The organism is Bacillus sp. R86525, assembly GCF_042466195.1.
GTDB lineage: Bacteria > Bacillota > Bacilli > Bacillales > Bacillaceae_G > Bacillus_A > Bacillus_A nitratireducens.
This window is the reverse complement of record NZ_JAXHPX010000007.1, coordinates 840,762-860,717: the sequence shown is the minus strand read 5'-3', so window position 1 is coordinate 860,717 and position 19,956 is coordinate 840,762. Positions and strand designations below refer to the sequence as shown.

Sequence of the window (19,956 nt, the reverse complement as noted above, 5' to 3'; positions counted from 1 at the left end):
CTGATACATACGAGGTTGTCACACGATATACAACATAGAATAATGTATGAAACAGATAGAAAAAAGACGTGGAAATAGCATAATAAGAAAGCAGAAAATCCGTAGTACAAATTTAAATTGCTATATTATGGGGAATTTATAAAATAAAAAAAGACAGCTTAAAAACTGTCTTTTTTATTTTATAAGAAAGAAACGAACGGTTTATCGCTGTTCTTCTCTTTTATAATAACAGCCTCGATTTTATTCTCAGACTTTATCTGTAATTGAACTTTAGCATCTTTAGGGAATTTTTCTAACATACTTTGAGCAGCCATTTGAGAAAGCGCCATTAATTCTGACTTACCATTATATTTAACGACAATATCCATCTTTAATTTGTCCATCTTATTTTGCTTATAAGAAATTTTAGCATTAACAGGGATATAATCTCCTGGAGAGAATTTCTTTATTGCATCTGAAAAATCATCTAACTTTTTATTGTCTTCTCCTTGTGCTCCCGCAAATTCTTGAGAAGGATACGAATACGATTTTTCATCAATAGTATCCCAATTTCCAAGGTTAGTCTCGTTCTTTTGAACAGTAGCGCTTGAAATATAAGTACCATTCTTTAAAGAGCTTGTGCTTTCTTGCTTAAATATAGCAAACGTAATTGGAGATTTGTTATATTTATCATTTTTATTAATAGCTTCTATAAGCCCCTTAGCGACTTCAGTACCTTTAGAAATAGCTTCCTCATTAGATACACTTGAAGACATAGATAAACCAATAACTACACCAGATAAGCTTAGTTCATTTGAATTCTGTTTGCCGAAGTAGTCCTGTTCTATAATATTAGTCAAAACTGGTACTTCTTGTTTCGTAACTAATTCATCAATTGTTTTCTCTGGAATATATTGATTTAATTGTAATACGTAATTTTCTGTATCGAATTGTTTTGAAGCAATATTCATTAAACCATTTTCATATTCTGCCAAATCTAGTTTAGAATTAGTTTTAACATTAACTGTATTAATTACCTTTTGTTCTTTTAAAGGGATAACAGTTCTATAGTAATCCTTAGAAACAGCATTTCTTGGAATCATACTTTTTTCTTTCGTATCTTTCTGTACAACTTCATCTTTCTTCTCAATAGTATTATTACTGCAAGCCCCCAGTAATAAACTTAAGCTTGCGATGAATAACGCCATTTTCTTCATTGCTTAAAACCCACTTTCAAAAGTCAATTTACTTAGTTTTAAAGTATCTATAGTGTACCACTAAATATATTGCAACAAAATAAAAAAGAAGCAAGCCCTTCGCTTGCCTCCCCCTATTTTACATTTTCTTCTAAAGCTTCTTTTTTAATATTCCAGTGCGATGTATGCCATACTACCATTCCATCTTTTATGTATAGCACTTGCGGAGATTCATGTTTAATGCTGTACTGCTCTGCAACATGGTTCGAAACATCTCTCGCCTCTTGTACGTATAAGTAATATGCTGGCACTTCTCTTTCTTCACCGCAATACGCTTGAAACTCAGTATATGCACCGTGACTAATTGGGCATGTCGTACTATGCTTAAAAAGAACGTAAGGCTCGTTCTTTTCTACTAACGCTTCAAGTTCTTCAATTGTTCCAATCTTCATCATACTCATCGTTACTCACCTCTCATGCGAAGTCTAGAGCGCTTCTCTCTCTTTTCAGCCTTCTGCTCAGCTCTCTCAAGTTTACGCTCTTCTTTTTCAGCCTTTTTCTCTTGTCTCGTAGAACGGTAATGGTTGTATACTTCAATTGCTGCACTGCTCCATTGCACAACTTGTGCTACTTTATCTGCATTATTTTCAATTTCGTCCGTAACAGACTCTGATACATTGCGAAGCTTCGTATTTAAAGAGTGAATCGTCGTTCCGATTCCATCCACACCTTCTACTACTTTATTTAGCGACTGTGACTTCTGTTGAATATCATCAGCTAACGCATTTGTCTTATGTAATAATTGCTCCGTCTCTACGCTTATTCCTTGCATTTGCTTTTCTAAACCTTCTAACGTGCTCGCAACGTTTTCTAACGTCTTCTGAACCGATAACAACGTTCTGCATACATACACTACTAATACTGCGAAAGCAACCGCGATAATAGCCGCACTTACATATAGAAGAACTTGCATTTCATCACTTCCTTTATCTTTTTCATACTTTCTCCCATTATACAATCATTTTCCGTTTCATTCTAATCCCTATCTTTTCATTAGAATTTTCATACTTATTCGTTAACTTTAACATAAATGATTCAACAAATTCCACTAAGTAGGTTACAATAGGAGAGGATACATAATTAGTAGGGAGGCTTTACATATGAAAGATCCACGCATTGAAAAGTTAGCATACAATTTAATTAACTACTCTATCCGCTTACAAAAAGGCGAAAAAGTATTAATTGAAAACTTTGGCTTACAAAAAGAACTTGTAACTGCACTTGTAAAAGAAGCATATGCAGCTGGTGGTTTCCCATTCGTTTCTTTAAAAGATCATCAAGTAGATCGCTCTTTATTAATGGGTGCTACTGAAGAACATTTCGAACAAATCGCTGCATATGAAGCGAGCGTAATGAAAGATATGGACGCTTATATCGGTCTTCGCTCTGGCGATAACATTAACGAACAAGCTGACGTTCCAAGTGAACGTATGAAAGTTCACGGTCAAACAGTTGGTAAGAAAGTTCATAGAGACATCCGCGTTCCGAAAACGCGCTGGGTTGTTCTTCGCTATCCAAATGCTTCTATGGCACAGCTTGCTAAAATGAGCACAGAAGCTTTCGAAGACTTCTACTTCGAAGTTTGTAACTTAGACTACGGTAAAATGGATAAGGCAATGGATAGCCTTGTTACATTAATGAATAAAACAGATAAAGTTCGCTTAACTGGTCCTGGAACTGACTTAACATTCTCTATTAAAGACATTCCAGCTATTAAATGCTCGGGTCATTTAAATATTCCGGACGGTGAAGTATACTCTGCACCAGTTCGCGATTCTGTTAACGGTACAGTTTCTTACAATACACCATCTCCTTACAACGGTTATACATTTGAAAATGTACAACTTAAATTTGAGAACGGCCAAATCGTTGAAGCAACTGCAAACGATTCAGAGCGCATTAACAAAATCTTCGATACAGACGAAGGTGCACGCTACGTTGGTGAGTTCGCAATCGGCGTAAACCCATACATCTTGCATCCAATGGGAGACATTCTATTCGATGAAAAAATCGATGGTAGCTTCCACTTCACTCCTGGACAAGCTTACGACGATGCATGGAACGGCAACAACTCGAACATTCACTGGGATTTAGTATGCATCCAGCGCCCTGAATATGGCGGCGGCGAAATTTACTTCGACGACGTACTAATCCGTAAAGACGGACGCTTCGTTGTTCCTGAATTAGAAGCTTTAAATCCAGAGAACTTAAAATAATAAAAAAACCGCTCGGAGTTGTATCCGAGCGGTTTTTCATTAATACTCTAATAATTTTTTAGCCACATCTTCTGGCACTTTAAAACTATTTTTATTTTTTATTTTATTAATTTTCAATTCAACCTCAACATAAGGGACATCTTTATATACTGTCATAGTACCAATTTCATGTAACTCTTTTTTATCTTTACTCGAATCCAATAATTTTGGTGTATCCTCTTGATACATTTTAAACGTTTTCCCTTGCGGAGTATCCATAGGAGCCGATTCCATTTCCCACTCATCCATTTTGATTGATTCAAATAACTTTGTGATTTCTTTCTTATCGGTAATTGTTTTTTTATCACTCGAATCAATAAGGGATTCAACTTCAATTTTTTGTGCCTTTTCTAAGCTAACGTCAGTCTTCTCTTTCTTCGCGCTACATCCTATTAAAAGAATCGATGTCGTTAATAAAAATAAACAGAGCGCACATATTTTTTTCATTCCAAATCCCTCCCTACACTATATAGAACTACTTTCCTCGCTTTTTGTTTGCTGAAAATGAAAATAAAATAAAAGCGTCACTGCGACAGTACCTATTAATATTGGAACATATAAGGGCAGATCCCATTTCATATATACTCTAGTGCAAATAGCAAGCACCAGCAAAATTTCCAAACAAAATAAAGTGAAACTTTAATCAGTGGGGGTTTTGTTCATCCCCCACTGATTATTAGTTGAACCAATCGAGCTTTTAACTCTCACCTAACTTCTTTGCTCCTGCCGAATTTTGAGGTGGGAGTCTTACTGCCCGTTAATGCGGGGTAAAAGTTTTACATACTTCATCTCTTACCTACCATTTCTATTTTTACATGTGGATTCTCTTTCTCAACAAGCGACAAAAAACTTGTCATATCTTGCGGCATCGCAATCATATGTACTTTATATGCATTCGTCGTAATTTCAAGGGATTTCCCAACTTGACGAACTATTCTTATATCTTTTAATACAACATCATCATTTAAAATACCGTACTTCAATACGCCATTTTCCACCTTATGTTTTTTAATAAATATTTCCCAAACGATTGGTACATTTACAATGAAGCATAAACCCATTCCAATCAACGCTGACATCCACTTCTCTTTATTTGTGAAAAGCATGACAATTGGATACACAAACATAAAAGCTAACGTGAGACTAACGAAAATTACTGCTGACTTACTTCTTTGAATCGGAAAGTTCATACCTACACCCCCTAATCCAAATTATACCACTTATCCCATTTTAATTCATAAAAAAAGGCCCTTTAAAAATGACCTTTTAAACGATATATCTATAAAATTTCTTATCTACCTCCAACACTGGAAAACTTTTTGGTAACTCTTCTACATTCATACTTCGGAAACCATTCTTTTCATAAAACCGATGCGCCGCTAAAAATTTGACTGTTGTTCCTAAATAAATGTCTTCCAAGTTCTTTTCTTTCGCCCAAGAAATTGCCGTTTGAAGTAACGTATGTGATGCGCCCCATTCTTTTCCGCGGAACTCTTTCTGCACAAACATTTTCCTTAGCGCTACTTGATGATTCCCTATATCTAATAAAGCTACAGTTCCAACTACTTTTCCACCGTACGTTGCTACCCAAAAGTTTCCGTGATTCCTTTGATAGAACGTTTCTATTTCTAATAAATCAGGCTGCTCTTCTTTCGTAATTGGGACATTGTACTCTTTTTGCTGAATATGAACAATGAGATCTACTACTTCATCTTGAAACTTACTTTCATATGGAATAATACAAATCTTCTCGTTCATCGAATATCCTTCCATTCCGAAGCTAGTAAACTATAAACAGCAATATCCTGAAAATGATCATATAACCATTCGTCATCTCTTAAAATACCATCTAATTTAAAACCTAAACGTTCTGGAATCGCACGGCTTTTCGCATTTTCAACACCGCAACGAATTTCAACTTTATTCAGCTTTAAATTATCAAATGCATAGTGAAGCACAGTCTTCACACTTCGCGTCATAATACCTTTTCCGCCAGCATCTTCTGCAAGATAATAACCAAGACTCGTTGCTTTCTTGCCCCAGCTTACTGGGTGAATGCCCACCATCCCAACGAGCTTTCCTTTGTAGCGTATACCACTTTCAAAACCGTCTCCCTCTGCAAATTTCTTTAACCACATCGGAAAAATCTCATTATACGCATCAGCAGATTTCGTCCCATCTACCCAAGGGAGCCATCTTCTTAAATGGTTACGGTTTTGATCTAATAATTCATATAATTCCTCTTTATGATGTTTTTCTAATAGTTGTAGTTCGATTTCTTCATCTACTCGGAATGTAAACATATTTTTAGCCCCTTTTTATTTTTCTTATTATTCTAACACTTACAGATACAAAATGTTAAATATTCACACTTTTTTCGGTTTTATTTGTATAAAACCAGAAGAATATAATACTCCCGTAACAACTAATATCATTCCTACAGATTGTGCGGGTGTTATATTTACTCCTTCAATAAAAGAAATAATCATTGTAACAACAGGCACTAAATTAAAAAATAAAGATGTCCTTGTTGCCCCAATTTGAGCAATTCCATTATTCCACCATAAGTAACCGAGCACACTCATTCCAATTGCCATAAAGAGAATCGCTCCCCAAGCTAACAAAGGAATTTCCAAAACTGGTACTATACTTTTTTGAGTGACAGATATCACAATAAAGGCAAGGGCACCAATCGTCATCGTATATGTCGTAGTTTGTATTGGGCTACCAGTTTTAATAAACCTTCTGCCTAGTACACCGTATAACGCCCAGCAAATATTCCCTAATAAAATATAAAAATCCCCTTTTGAAAATGATAAGCTTTGTAGTATTGTAAACGAACCTTGTGTAAGTACAAAAACAACACCAAGTAATGCAAGTAACATTCCAATACCTTGGCGCTTTATAATTTTTTCTCGTAAAATAACACTTGCTAACAGCGTCGTAACGAGCGGATTCGTCGCCATAATAAGTGCACCGTTAATAGCTTCTGTATGTTTCATACCTAAAAAGAAAAAGAAGTTAAAACCAAATACACCAACAATACCTAGCAAAAGGTAATAAGCCCTATTCTGCCTCCATACCTCCACCTCAAAATCTTTTCGTATTTTTAACAGACATAACATCACAAATGCAGCAATCCCAAAACGCCATGCCGCTATATGAATCGCTTCGAAATATTGTACAGCATATTTCGAAGCATTAAATGTTCCACCAGTGAAAATCGCAAATCCAAGTAACTGAGCATATACTTTATTCTTCATTGTCAGCCTCCGGGTTTTTCTCTTCTAGAAAACCGTAATAAATTTCTAACTTCTCTTCTGTTAACTGAACTACCTTTTGCAATTGTTCCTGCTGTTCTTTTAACCGCTCCAAGTGAGTTGTTAAAATTGAAATTCTCTTTTTTACTTTCGCTGGTACTTCTTCTTTCCTCTGCCTAATTTCCTCTATAATGCATCCATCACTTGCAAACTCAGCCATCTCTTCTAACGACATTCCAGTTTGTTTTAATGAATATAAAAATTTTAATAAGCGTACATCCCCTTCTGTATACTGACGAATACCACTATTTCGCGTTGGTGGTGGTAATAAACCTAATTTTTCATAATACCGCAGAGTATGAATACCCATCCCTGTTAGCTCTGCTACTTCACCGATTTTAAACATGTTCTCTCCCCCTTGTTTTTACATTTTCATCTTACAACCTAGAGTCAACTCTAGGTCAATACGTAAATAAAAAATGAACACAACAAAAAAGACGCACAGCAAAGCTATGCGTCTTTTCTATTATTTCTCTGCAACTTGAACTTCTTTTACATAAGCTGCTTCGAATTTTTGGATGTCTCCTGCGCCCATGAAAATTAGAACGCCTTTTTTATGTTTCTTCAATACATCTGTTGTTGTATCTGTAATTAGTTCTGCACCGTCAATACGCTTCTGCAGATCTTCAATTGTTAATTCACCTTTGTTTTCACGTGCTGATCCGAAAATATCACATAAGTATACTTGGTCAGCTTTGCTTAAGCTTTCAGCGAACTCATCTAAGAACTTTTCTGTACGTGAGAATGTATGTGGCTGGAATACAGCGACAACTTCACGCTCTGGATGTTTTTGACGAGCTGCTTCAATCGTTGCATTAATTTCTGTCGGATGGTGTGCATAGTCATCAATGATAACTTGTTCTCCCATTGGCTTTTCATTAAAGCGACGTTTTACGCCTTCAAAAGTTGTTAGCTGATGCTTAACTGCTTCTACATCAACGTTTTCATAATGGCAAAGCGCGATTACTGCTAATGCATTTAATACGCTGTGATCGCCATATCCTGTGATTTTGAACGTGTCATAGTACGTATTACGAACGAATACGTCGAATATAGTACCATCTGTTCTCTTTTGAATGTTACGTGCTTGGAAATCATTATCTTCTCCAAATCCATAGAAAATAACAGGTACTTTCGCTTGAATTTTTTGAAGTTCTTCATCATCTCCACATGCAATAATGCCTTTTTTCACTTGCAATGCCATCTCTTGGAATGCACTGAATACATCATTGACATCTGTAAAATAATCTGGATGATCAAAATCAATGTTCGTCATAATTGCATAGTCCGGATAGTAAGACAAGAAATGACGACGATACTCACAAGCTTCAAATACAAAATACTTACTATTTTCTACCCCATGCCCCGTTCCATCTCCAATAAGGTATGATGTTGGGTGTGCACCTTGCATTACATGGGCTAACAAACCAGTTGTTGATGTTTTTCCATGTGCACCAGTTACAGCAACACTTGTGTACTGATTCATAAGATCACCTAAGAAGTGATGGTAACGATGTACTGGGATATTTAATTCTTTTGCTGCTACGATTTCTTCATGCGTATCAGGGAATGCATTTCCTGCGATAATCACTTGTCCTTCTTTAATATTATTCTTATTAAAAGGAAGGATGGAAATACCACACTTTTCCAATGCTGTTTGTGTAAAGAAACGCTTTTCATAATCAGACCCTTGAACAGTATGCTTCATGTCATGAAGAATTTGCGCTAATGAACTCATTCCTGTTCCTTTAATTCCTACAAAATGGTAAACTGTCATCTTAAAGAACCTCCAACATTTCGAACTAATACAACGGCCTATCTATAAGACAGTATATGAATCTTTTCTTATTTTGGTAATCATCATACATTTCTGATGAAGCGAAGTTTTCTTTAATCTTCACTTATCAGGATAACCACGTACGTACTTCTTTTTATGTCCATAACAAACTTATTATAGCAAAAAACCAGCTGTTATACTATGATAACAGAAAAACTGATAGGGTCAATCACCTATCAGTTTTTCTCATTTTTACATATCTTCTTTTGTTTCTAATTGAACACGCTCTAAACGTGGATTTGGACGGTATTTACGACCAGCTTTTGCTTCTGGTTTTCCATTTAATTCTACGTTATCACCAGTAAAGCCAATATTCATTTTTAATAAGCTACTTCCTACTCCGTATATATCGACAGGAACATTTTGAGCTTCAAATTCACGAATACGCTTCTCATCAAATCCACCAGTTACAACGATATCTACATGTTGGAACCCTTCCTCATCAAGAGCCTTACGAAGTGCAAATACAAGCGATGGATTTACACCACGTGGATCAAATGTTCCAAGAACTTCTGGGTGACGAATGAAGTATTGATCAATCATTGTACGAGACGTATCGACACGCACACCTTTTAATGTTGATCCAAATTCACGAGCTACGCGAAGTGCATCTGTAATGACATCATTATTGTAATCAATTAATACAACTAATTCATCTTCTGGGAATTTCTTATGATACGCTTTTGCAGCTTCAACAACATCACCATTAAACATTTGAATTAATGCGTGAGGCATCGTCCCCATACCACTTCTGCCCCACCACTCATTCATTGCATGCGTCGCTTGTGCGCTCATACCTCCGATGTATGCCGCATAACCGTCACCAGCTTGTTGCGTATAATGATCATCACGATCTCCCATGAAAATAACTGGTTTTTCTTTATCTACACTACGTGCAGCTTGGACAACGTTATATACGTTTGTCGCAACTGATGTACGACGAGCTAAAATCCCATCAATTACACCTTCTAAAAATCCGAAATTTTCATAAGGACCATGAATTGTTAAAACTGTTTCAAACGGACTAACATTATCGCCATCCTTTAAAGAATGAATTTCTAATTCCTCAGGATTTTTTGCAAATGTTTGTAGCAATGCGATTACCTCATCTGTTCCGCAAAGAACTGCATGTTCCTTTTGGAAAAACTGCATTGTTACAACACTTTTCGGGCGAAATTCCTCAATGATTTCTCTAGTTTTTAAAAAGTAAACGGCAGAGAACCATCCTTCTCCAACGCGCTCGTCAAATTTAAATGTTCTATTTGTTAGTCGATTTATTTCACCTTTTAATTTTAATTCAATTTCTTTCATGTCGCTTTACTCCCTACTTTACTATCCAACATTTTCTATTAGTATACAGCAAAACCGTTTACTATACATTTGTTTCCTGCATAGCAGCGAATTCATCCTCAGAAATAAGGACATCTCTCGGTTTCGTTCCTCTTCCTTCAGAAATAATCCCTTGCGATTCCATCTCTTCAATTAGACGTGCCGCGCGATTATAACCGATGCGGAATTTTCGCTGTACAGAAGATGTGGACGCTCCCCCTTGTTCTACAACAAATTGACATGCATCAAAGAACAATTCGTCTTCCGACTCAGCTTGTTCTGTTTTCGCTAATAAATCCTCTTGCTTAAATAAGTAGTTCGGCTTCATTTGCTTTCTCACATGATCAACTGTTTTCTCAATCTCATCATCCGATACATATACACCTTGTACACGAACCGGTTTAGACGTACCGTTTCCTAAGAATAACATATCACCACGGCCAAGTAATTTCTCCGCGCCCCCAATATCGATAATCGTACGCGAATCAACTTGAGATGATACTGTAAACGCAATACGCGTTGGAATGTTTGATTTAATTAAACCTGTAATAACGTCTACAGATGGTCTCTGCGTCGCAACTAATAAGTGAATACCACAAGCACGAGCTTTTTGTGCAATACGACAAATCGCTTCCTCAACATCACCAGGAGCAACCATCATTAAGTCAGCTAACTCGTCAATGACGATTACAATATAAGGTAATGTCTCACCTGGGATTTCTCTCCCACTTACAATCGTATTGTAACGAGTTAAATCACGAGCACCAGCATGCGCAAACAATTCATAACGACGTTCCATCTCTTCAACTGCCCACTTTAGCGCAGCTGTTGCTGCTTTTACATCAGTAATAACAGGTGCTACAAGATGTGGAACAGAATTATATGGTGCAAGCTCAACCATCTTCGGATCGATTAACATTAACTTCACTTCATGCGGCTTCGCTTTATATAAAATACTTGTTAAAATCGCATTAATACATACACTTTTCCCTGAACCAGTTGCACCCGCAATAAGTCCGTGTGGCATTTTTCTAATATCCGTTACAATTGGATCGCCTGAAATATCAAGTCCAAGCGCAACTGTAAGCGGTGATTCACTCTTTGTAAATACAGGACTTCTTAAAATTTCACGAAGAAATACTGGCTTACTTTCCTTATTCGGAACTTCAATTCCAATCGCACTTTTCCCTGGAATCGGTGCTTCAATACGAATATCTTTCGCAGCTAAACTTAACTTAATATCATCGCTTAAGTTTGTAATTTTATTTACTTTCACACCTGGGTCTGGCTGTACTTCAAAACGAGTTACTGCCGGACCTTGCGATACGTTAATAACATGTGCACCAACATGGAAATTATTAAACGTTGTATCTAATAATTCTTTCTGTTCATCCAACCATTCCGTATTATCTAACGCTGCTTGCTGCGGAATTGACAACAATGTTAATGGCGGAATTGCATATGTCGGTGGTGTTTGCAATACATTTCGCATATCGTTCTCTCTTTGATTTACAACATATGCTTTCTCTTGTACTCCCGTACTTGAAATTGGCTTTTGTACTTGCTCTACCACTACTTGCTGCATTGGTTTTCCTTCCACTTGCGGTTCTACTACCATTTGCTGCACTGGCTTTTCTTCCACTTGTGGTTCTACTACCACTTGCTGCACTGGCTTTTCCTCCACTTGCGGTTCTACTACCATTTGCTGCATTGGCTTTTCTTCCACTTGTGGTTCTACTACCACTTGCTTCATTGGCTTTTCTTCCATTTGTGGTTCTACTACCATTTGCTGCATTGGCTTTTCTTCCACTTGTGGTTCTACTACCACTTGCTGCATTGGCTTTTCTTCCATTTGTGGTTCTACTACCATTTGCTGCATTGGCTTTTCTTCCATTTGTGGTTCTACTACCATTTGCTGCATTGGCTTTTCTTCCACTCGTTCACTGACAGTTGATTGCATTACGTTCGTTCTTGCCGCATGTCTTTCCATTAATTTCTTTCTATCCTGCTTTAACATGACAACATTAAATGGGACATGACGTTTTTTCTCACGTTTCGGTTCTTCTATTTGTAAAGCAGGCTGTTCTTCAGCAACTTGCTTCTTTTCTTCCGCTTCTTCAATTAAAACGTTCGCAAAGTTTTGAACATCTTTCTTTGTTTGCTCATCCGTTTCTGAAACTGGTACGAATACTTCACTTTCTTCCTTGAACGTAATTGTTTCTTGTTGAGAAATCACTGGTTGCCCTGCAACTGGTGTATTTTCCACTAAATCTGTATTCATCGTTTCTTCAATTACTGTTTCTTGAGAAATTGGTTCTTCTTCCTTAGTTCCCTCTAACTCCGCAACTTCTTTTGCTGCTTCCTCAGGTTCCTCTAATTCTGCAACTTCTTTTGCTGCTTCCTTAACTTCCTCTAATTCCACAACTTCTTCTGTCGCTTCCTCAGATTCCTCTAATTCCACAACTTCTTCTGTCGCTTCCTCAGATTCCTCTAATTCCACAACTTCTTCCGCTGCTTCCTTAGCTTCTTCTAATTCTGCAACTTCTTCTGTCGCTTCCTCAGGTTTCTCTAATTCCACAACTTCTTCTATTGCTTCCTTAGCTTCTTCCAATTCTGCAACTTCTTCTGTCGCTTCCTCAGGTTTCTCTAATTCCACAACTTCTTCTGTCGCTTCCTCAGGTTTCTCTAATTCCACAACTTCTTCTATTGCTTCCTTAGCTTCTTCTAATTCTGCAACTTCTTCTGTCGCTTCCTCAGGTTTCTCTAATTCCACAACTTCTTCTGTCGCTTCCTTAATTTCTTCTAATTCCACAACTTCTTCTGCTGCTTCCTTAGCTTCTTCTAATTCCGCAACTTCTTCTGTCGCTTCCTTAACTTCCTCTAATTCCACAACTTCTTCTGTCGCTTCCTCAGATTCCTCTAATTCCACAACTTCTTCTGTCGCTTCCTCAGATTCCTCTAATTCCACAACTTCTTCTGTCGCTTCCTTAGCTTCTTCTAATTCCACAACTTCTTCTGTCGCTTCCTTAGCTTCTTCTAATTCCACAACTTCTTCTGTCGCTTCCTCAGATTTCTCTAATTCCACAACTTCTTCTATTGCTTCCTCAGTTGCTTCTAATTCCACAACTTCTTCTGCTTCCTCAGTTGCTTCTTCAAAAGCATCTGGTATTTCTATAGTGATTGTTTCTTGAAGCTTTTCATCTGTTTTTACAATTACTACATCTTCTGAAGATTCCTCTTCAACTTGATTTGCTACAACTTCAGCAACAGTTTCTTCTATTTCTGTACTACATTCAATTTCTTCTCGTAATATTGTTTCCACGTTCTCTACTTTAGAATCTATTGACTCTTCTTGTAGAGTTTCTTCGTTATCTTCTTTATGCGATAACTCCACTACATCTTGTTCTTGCTGCAAGGATTGTACAGTTGTATCCTCTTCTTCCAACTGTCCTACAGTTTTATGAAGCAACTGATCACTCTGGCTTTCTTCTAATGAAGGAACTTGACTCTCAACCTCGTAACCATTTTTCTCTAACCATGCATCCACAACCGATTTTTCTTTTACTTTACTATTTTTTTGTGTTTGTTCGTTCAGTTCTTCCTTATTAGACGAACCTTCTTTTTTTCCTTCTGAAAAATCGGATAATGTATAGCCCTTTTTCTCTAACCATGCGTCCACAACTGATGTTCCTTCAATGGATATTTCAAGATCTTCTCTTTCCTTTTCTTCCTCCTGTACAACCTTCTTTTCTACTGAAGGACGATTATATCCATAAATCGGTGAAATCATCTCTGTTGGACGAAATGGTCTACGGTTACTTTCTTTTGATGGGACGGATGCTTTTTTTACGATAGGCTCTTGTTCCTGTTCATATTGCACTTCCGGCTCTTCATATGTAGGAACTGCTTTTTCCACATATAGTCGTCTGCTTCTTTCCACTTTTATTCCGCTTTGAGCAGACGGCTCTTCGTATGTTACTACTTGAACAGGTCGTTCTTCAAAGTGCTCTATTTCTCTTACATCCTCTTCATCGAACCCATTATCCGGTATTAATGGAAAACGGCATTTCCCTGCATTTCGACTTGCCATTTGTGCTTCTCTTGCTTCAGTGTAGTGGTTTACACGAGGAATTTTCGGCTGACTTTCAATTTGTGCCAGTACTTCTTTATTCATCACTGTTTTTTCTTCCTCTTTGTTAAACAGCTTTTTCATCCAATCTAACATGTTTACCACTCTTTCTACTAAATAGTAACATCCTTTATTGTATCAGCATTCGGCAAAAAGTGCAGGTAAAATTAAGCATATTAGTTTTATCCATAATATTCTAATTCACGATTGTTTTTCATATAGAAAAACGAGGTCTTACATGTAAGACCCCGTTTAATCTTTACCCTTCCGATATTCATCCACACTATCCGTTACACTTTGCAATAAAGAATTTACATACTGTGGGTCAGATAATTTTTTGTCTTCTTCAGGGTTTGACATAAATCCAAGTTCTAATAGTACTCCTGGAACTTTTGACCAATTAAATCCAGAAAGATCATCCCGAAATTTAATTCCATTTACTTTAACCTGATGATTTTGCCTCATTTGGTTTACAATTGTTTGAGAGATTTGAAGACTCTCCGCATAAATTTCTTTCGTATATGGATTTCCTTCTGCTGGCGTCAATACAGCGAACCCACTTTGGTTTTGGTTTTCAGAGCCGTCTGCATGAAGACGTAAAAACAAATTCGCCTTATGATCATTCGCGAATGTTGCTCTTTCCTTATTACTTATATCAACCTCATGAGCCGTTCTCGTCATCAACACTTGTATACCTTTTGCTTCCAGTTTTTCTTTCAACAGAAAAGCCATTTCTAATACAAGAACTGATTCTCTCTTTTTCGTTACAACCCCTGTCGTTCCGTCTGTCACTTTATATTTTTGCGTAGTTGCCCCTGGTCCAATCGGCTCTAAATTCAAATTCGCCTTTTGTTGATGCCCTGGATCAATAACGACGAGAAACTTTTCTTGTTTTTCATTACTCTCTATTTTTTGTTCATTATTTTGTACTGGTTGCTCAGTTGGCTGCACTGGCGTAGTTTCCTCTTTCTTTTCCTCGGCCAGCACTTCCTCCTGCTTATGTTCCACTTGCTCATTCGTTTGAATTGCTTGCGGCTGTTCTTTCTTTTCTTGTTCTTCTTGCTGCTTTTCTACCGGTGCGTCTTCCTTTTTATCATCGTTTTTTTGTTGTACAGAAGATGTTGTTTCTTTTTTCGTATCTTCTTGTGAACAACCTCCCATATATATTCCAATGAATGCAATCATGCTCATTATTTTTATATATTTCATGCTTCTCTCCCATCACTTTGCACCGGACTCAAAGTATTTCCTTATAATTGTTGTATAATCTCATCCATACTTCCAATATAAACAGGCTGCCACGTTTCTGTACCACGCTCTGCGGTATAAACCGGATAAACGTCATCATCCACATTCACAAAAACTGGATCGCCCATATCCGTTTCATATCCGATCGCAATCCATCCTTCTTGCCACTTCCCATTTCCTTCACTTATTAATGAATTTTTATGTTTATCATATCGGTAACCGACTTGCCCTTTTTCTAATTCACTTTCGCTAAACAAATAAATTTCATAGGAACCTAACTCGATATCTTGCTGTTTTGAAGTTTCAATTCGTTTCAGAAGTTCTGCAATTTTTGGTTGTTGTTTCATACGTCTATCCCCTTCTTTTTTCTAAATTTTACCTAATACATTTTCAAAATACAATATAGATTTTGAAGAGAAACGTTACAATCCTAAGAATTTCGCTTAAAAAAATAGCCCCACATATTGTGAGACTACTTTTTTATATCAATTAAAATTTAAATTCTTGTCCAACTTCAAAGCTGTCTTCTAATACAAGAATACCTTTTTCTTGTGGAGCGTCTGGAAGCTCTAATTCACGTGCAGAGCAGATCATTCCAGAAGAAGGAACACCGCGAAGTTCAGCTGGTTTAATTAACATACCACTTGGCATTACAGCGCCGATTTTTGCAACGACAACTTTTTGTCCTGCATCAACGTTCGGTGCACCACATACGATTTGTAATGTTTCTGTACCGATTTCTACTGTACAAATGTTTAATTTATCAGCATTTGGATGCTTCTCTTTTTCAGCTACATAGCCTACAACAAATTTCGGCGTGAAATCAGCTTCTACTTTTTCTTCGAAGCCATTCTTTGCTAAAATGTCGTTAATTTTTTCAACAAACTCTTTCGTTAATGTAACGTTTCCGTTATCTGTTACTTCTACATAAGAAGATGAATTAAAGATGTTGAATCCTGCTGTTACGTTGCTTTCACGATCGTATACGCGAGCAACATCTCCTTTGCGGTCAAATGTACGGTTTTCTAAAGTAATATCTTGTAAGGTAACAATTAAAGTGTCACCAATTCCTTCAAGGTTGTAAAAAACGTTCAATTCGTTCATCCTTTCTCTTTTCCATCTGTCTTCTTCCGATTCTTCGCTAAAATAAAGATTGGTTCGAAGTCCCCATCTTCATATACGAATGAAAGTGATGTAATCGGAACATGCCCTTCGGCAAAAAATTTCATTGTCATTTGTGCAATAATATCATAACCGATTTCGTTGACGATATCAGCAATAATTAATACATCTTGGTGAGGAACTGCCACAACCATGTCACCAGAGATCTTTTCACGCATCGATTGTAGTAACGATTCGTTTAAAATACGAGTCGCATCATACCCATCATTTGTGTTTAAAAAGTAGAATGTATTACCCGCTACTGTGTCCTGCTTAAATTCATAACCTAATGAGCGAGCATTAAATAATGCCATTTCACGTACTTGTTGCTCTGTAACTTCTAATTTCTGTAATAGACGCTCATCAATTAGACGATATGTTTTATTCGAATCTAGCGCATAGTAAATACGTGTTTCCGCCGTGTGGTCCGTCATAATAAACGGATTTCCTTCTTCTGATTGTTTCGGGAAAGAAGTAGAGCGAATAACAGGTAAAATTTTCGCCGTGCTATTTTCTTCTTTATGCATTGCAATTAGCGCTTCTTGTACGTAATAAGCGACCTCTTCAATCGCTTTTTCTTTGTTCACTTCCCATTTTGCTACTACTCCTGGAAGTGATACGTTAATACCTTTTTTCGAGTCTGTTTGTTCAATACGAAGAACTTCTTTCTCGCTATCATAATGAAAATTCCATTCTGGTCGAGATAATTTCTTCATTAACTCGTCTTTCATCTTTTTACTTGTCATTTTCATCTCTTTTTCCTCCCTTCCAAAAAAATAACCTCCCCCGCGAAGGTAGAGGTTGTTTTTACAATTCAATTGGCTAATTGTCTTATTTTAAACCTTCAATAAACTCTTCGATTTGCTCTTGTGTCTTACGATCTTTGTTTACATAGCGTCCAGTTTCTTCACCTTTATTGTACGCTACAAAGCTCGGAATGCCAAATACGTCTACTTTCACGCATAGATCAATAAACTCATCACGATCTACATAGTAAAATGAGAAATCACTATACTTCTCTTCTATTTCTGGCATAAATGGATCAATGAAACGGCAATCTGGGCACCATTCTGCTGAGAACATGAAGACTACATTCTCTTCATTTTTTAATTCTTGGAATTGTTCCATGCTTTCTAATGATTTCATCTATATTTCCTCCTCTAACGAGTGCACTTTTTCACACTATAATCTTTTCTTTATACTACCATACATCGCGCATGGTGCAAGGTTTATGCTTGCTTTTTATCATACTTATATTGCCCAACAAGTAACTTAACAACGTGTACAAATAATTCCGTTCGGTCGACATAATCATCTGTAAAAATACCGATAGCACCTTCATGACTACGAATATCTTTTCGCTCTACAAACTCTTCCATCACTTCACTTAACTCTTTTCCTTCTTCAAGAGGTGCTAAAAAATCATCCGGTAACTTAATACGTGCCCCGCCAGCAACAAATGTTTTCCCATCACTTGTCGCTAGCGCACCCCAGTTACACATAAATAAACCGTGCGCTGTTTTCATTACGCCGCCTTCTAGTCCAATACCGATTTGAGCTTCTCCTTCCTGCAGCGCTCGCTTCGCTCTATTTACCGCTCCTTGCATTGTCTCTTCATCTGAGAAAGGCTGGTTTGCTACTCCTGATGGAACAGAAAGAGATGTAACTTCAGCATCTTCCCAAACCTTCTCCACAGCCCCAACTTTCGTTTTATTCTTCGATCCAACTACTACCTTCATTTCTTTCACCTCTATAAAATTCATCTTTTCGTCTTAATAAAACCACTCTTTATACGTGGTACGAGCATCTATTAAACACTGACCGCTACCATTCATCGCTGGGTCATCTATTCAACCTAAAAAAAGAAGGGTTTTTCACCCTTCCTCTTTACGCGTTATTCTTAATTGTCTCTAACGTCGTTTTGTCCGTCGCTCTCACAAGCTTCGTAATTAGTTCCTTCGCAGCTGCATAATCATCAACATGTAAAATAGAAGCATGTGTATGAATATAGCGTGCACAAACACCAATTACTGCTGATGGGATACCAGAGTTACTTGTATGTACACGGCCTGCATCTGTACCACCTTGTGAAATAAAGTATTGGTACGGAATGTTGTGTGTTTCTGCTGTATCTAAAATGAATTCGCGCATTCCTCTATGAGTTACCATTGTGCGGTCATAAATACGAAGAAGAGCACCTTTTCCTAATTGACCGAACTGCGTTTTATCACCAGACGCATCGTTTGCTGGACTTGCATCAAGCGCATAGAAAATGTCTGGCTGAATCATATTTGCAGCAGTTTGGGCTCCGCGAAGACCAACTTCTTCTTGTACAGTCGCACCAGAGTATAATGTGTTTGGTAAAGTATCGTCTTTTAACTCTTTTAGTAATTCGATTGCAAGGCCACATCCGTAACGGTTGTCCCAAGCTTTCGCCATGATTTTCTTTTCATTTGCCATCGGCGTAAACGGGCAGATTGGCACGATTTGTTGTCCTGGTTTTACACCAATCTCAATCGCATCTTCATAGCTATCTGCACCTATATCAATTAACATATTTTTTATATCCATCGGTTTTGCACGTTGCGCGTCACTTAATAAATGAGGAGGAATAGAACCAACAACCCCAATAACAGGACCATTCTTTGTCATAACTTGTACACGTTGCGCTAATAACACTTGGCTCCACCAGCCGCCTAACGTTTGAAAACGAAGCATTCCGTTTTTCGTAATTTGTGTAACCATGAAACCTACTTCATCCATATGACCTGCTACAAGAACACGTGGGCCAGTTTCGTCCCCTTTTTTCAGACCAAATACGCTACCTAAACCGTCTTGTACAATTTCATCCGCATATTTGCTTAATTCTTGCTTCATAAAACGGCGTACATCATGTTCGAAACCTGATGCACCTTGTAATTCTGTTAACGTACGAAATAATTGTAATGTCTCTTTATTCACGAAGTCCCCTTCTTTCAAACCTTAGTAGAATACCTCTTTTATTGTAACGAAATTTTCGAAATGTTTCTAGTTTCTTCTTTTTTAGCTGTATTTGCTTTATAATTATTATCGGTACACTATTTTTATTTTATAGAATTGAGGTGAATATATGAGCTGGAAAGGTTTAGTAGCAGGTCTTGGCGTTGGTTTCGCAGCTGGTTATCTTGTTGCAAACAAAGTACAAGAACAATCCCATATTTCTTCAGAAAAAGCATTGAAAATGGTGAAACAAGCATTAAGTCATAAAGGTGAAATTACTGGCTCTTGGGTACATATGGTTCCAGAGACATTTGAAAAATATGATGTCGCATACGAAGTTTATCGCGGCGGTCTTACAACGATGTTAGATGATATACAAGAACGATTTGAATTTTTAGTTGATGCTAAAACAGGTACTGTTTTAGAGGTTATAGCAGCATAAAAAGGAGGGTTCCCATTAGGT

General features: G+C 37.2%; 21 protein-coding genes. 2 read left to right on the top strand and 19 right to left on the bottom strand.

Features of this window, described 5'->3' with window-relative positions:
* Positions 1-179: 179 nt before the first annotated feature.
* From SJY24_RS06910 to SJY24_RS06900, 3 genes are all read right to left on the bottom strand, one after another.
* Positions 180-1,196 (bottom strand): CamS family sex pheromone protein, encoded by a 1,017-nt coding sequence (locus SJY24_RS06910; RefSeq protein WP_377864183.1) that lies wholly within the window; start codon positions 1,194-1,196, stop codon positions 180-182.
* Between the two features lie 113 nt (positions 1,197-1,309).
* Entirely contained in the window at positions 1,310-1,636 is a 327-nt protein-coding gene (gene ytxJ, locus SJY24_RS06905; RefSeq protein WP_377864182.1) for a bacillithiol system redox-active protein YtxJ, read from the bottom strand.
* A gap of 2 nt (positions 1,637-1,638) precedes the next feature.
* Positions 1,639-2,148, bottom strand: a complete 510-nt coding sequence (locus SJY24_RS06900; protein ID WP_377864181.1) for a DUF948 domain-containing protein — start codon at positions 2,146-2,148, stop codon at positions 1,639-1,641.
* Between the two features lie 187 nt (positions 2,149-2,335).
* On the opposite strand from SJY24_RS06900, the gene SJY24_RS06895 reads away from it, so the two are divergent.
* Entirely contained in the window at positions 2,336-3,451 is a 1,116-nt protein-coding gene (locus SJY24_RS06895) for an aminopeptidase (protein WP_000654729.1), read from the top strand.
* Between the two features lie 39 nt (positions 3,452-3,490).
* Here the strand turns inward: SJY24_RS06895 and SJY24_RS06890 are convergent, their stop codons facing one another.
* From SJY24_RS06890 to SJY24_RS06815, 16 genes are all read right to left on the bottom strand, one after another.
* Positions 3,491-3,937 carry a hypothetical protein gene (locus SJY24_RS06890; protein WP_377864180.1) on the bottom strand — a complete coding sequence of 149 codons (447 nt, stop codon included), beginning with the start codon at positions 3,935-3,937 and terminating at the stop codon, positions 3,491-3,493.
* 338 nt (positions 3,938-4,275) lie between these two features.
* A complete protein-coding gene (locus tag SJY24_RS06885; RefSeq protein ID WP_377864179.1) occupies positions 4,276-4,680 on the bottom strand; it encodes a PH domain-containing protein in 405 nt (134 codons plus the stop codon).
* Positions 4,681-4,756: 76 nt separating this feature from the next.
* On the bottom strand, positions 4,757-5,248 hold the full coding sequence (locus SJY24_RS06880) for a GNAT family N-acetyltransferase (protein ID WP_377864178.1): 492 nt from the start codon (positions 5,246-5,248) through the stop codon (positions 4,757-4,759).
* A complete protein-coding gene (locus SJY24_RS06875; protein ID WP_377864176.1) occupies positions 5,245-5,793 on the bottom strand; it encodes a GNAT family N-acetyltransferase in 549 nt (182 codons plus the stop codon). Before SJY24_RS06875 ends, SJY24_RS06880 begins: the two co-directional genes overlap by 4 nt.
* Before the next feature lie 63 nt (positions 5,794-5,856).
* A complete protein-coding gene (locus SJY24_RS06870) occupies positions 5,857-6,753 on the bottom strand; it encodes a DMT family transporter (protein WP_377864175.1) in 897 nt (298 codons plus the stop codon).
* On the bottom strand, positions 6,743-7,156 hold the full coding sequence (locus SJY24_RS06865; protein ID WP_377864174.1) for a MerR family transcriptional regulator: 414 nt from the start codon (positions 7,154-7,156) through the stop codon (positions 6,743-6,745). Before SJY24_RS06865 ends, SJY24_RS06870 begins: the two co-directional genes overlap by 11 nt.
* 120 nt (positions 7,157-7,276) lie before the next feature.
* A complete protein-coding gene (gene murC, locus SJY24_RS06860; protein ID WP_377864173.1) occupies positions 7,277-8,587 on the bottom strand; it encodes a UDP-N-acetylmuramate--L-alanine ligase in 1,311 nt (436 codons plus the stop codon).
* Between the two features lie 252 nt (positions 8,588-8,839).
* A complete protein-coding gene (locus SJY24_RS06855) occupies positions 8,840-9,958 on the bottom strand; it encodes a nicotinate phosphoribosyltransferase (RefSeq protein WP_377864172.1) in 1,119 nt (372 codons plus the stop codon).
* 61 nt (positions 9,959-10,019) lie between these two features.
* Positions 10,020-14,201 (bottom strand): DNA translocase FtsK, encoded by a 4,182-nt coding sequence (locus SJY24_RS06850; RefSeq protein ID WP_377864171.1) that lies wholly within the window; start codon positions 14,199-14,201, stop codon positions 10,020-10,022.
* 156 nt (positions 14,202-14,357) lie between these two features.
* A complete protein-coding gene (locus SJY24_RS06845; protein WP_377864170.1) occupies positions 14,358-15,314 on the bottom strand; it encodes an N-acetylmuramoyl-L-alanine amidase in 957 nt (318 codons plus the stop codon).
* 41 nt (positions 15,315-15,355) lie between these two features.
* On the bottom strand, positions 15,356-15,700 hold the full coding sequence (locus tag SJY24_RS06840; RefSeq protein WP_000813331.1) for a hypothetical protein: 345 nt from the start codon (positions 15,698-15,700) through the stop codon (positions 15,356-15,358).
* 142 nt (positions 15,701-15,842) lie between these two features.
* Positions 15,843-16,457 (bottom strand): YtpR family tRNA-binding protein, encoded by a 615-nt coding sequence (ytpR, locus tag SJY24_RS06835; protein ID WP_377864169.1) that lies wholly within the window; start codon positions 16,455-16,457, stop codon positions 15,843-15,845.
* The gene (locus SJY24_RS06830; protein WP_377864168.1) at positions 16,454-17,266 is read right to left on the bottom strand and encodes a DUF1444 domain-containing protein; all 813 of its coding nucleotides are present in this window, start codon (positions 17,264-17,266) and stop codon (positions 16,454-16,456) included. Before SJY24_RS06830 ends, ytpR begins: the two co-directional genes overlap by 4 nt.
* Before the next feature lie 79 nt (positions 17,267-17,345).
* Entirely contained in the window at positions 17,346-17,660 is a 315-nt protein-coding gene (locus tag SJY24_RS06825) for a thioredoxin family protein (RefSeq protein ID WP_377864167.1), read from the bottom strand.
* 83 nt (positions 17,661-17,743) lie between these two features.
* A complete protein-coding gene (locus tag SJY24_RS06820) occupies positions 17,744-18,253 on the bottom strand; it encodes a DUF84 family protein (protein ID WP_377864166.1) in 510 nt (169 codons plus the stop codon).
* A 148-nt stretch (positions 18,254-18,401) separates the two neighbouring features.
* Positions 18,402-19,475, bottom strand: coding sequence for a M42 family metallopeptidase (locus SJY24_RS06815; protein ID WP_377864165.1), 1,074 nt, complete (start codon positions 19,473-19,475; stop codon positions 18,402-18,404).
* A 148-nt stretch (positions 19,476-19,623) separates the two neighbouring features.
* Here SJY24_RS06815 and SJY24_RS06810 point away from each other — a divergent pair, with 148 nt between their 5' ends.
* On the top strand, positions 19,624-19,935 hold the full coding sequence (locus tag SJY24_RS06810) for a PepSY domain-containing protein (protein WP_000118541.1): 312 nt from the start codon (positions 19,624-19,626) through the stop codon (positions 19,933-19,935).
* Positions 19,936-19,956 lie beyond the last annotated feature (21 nt).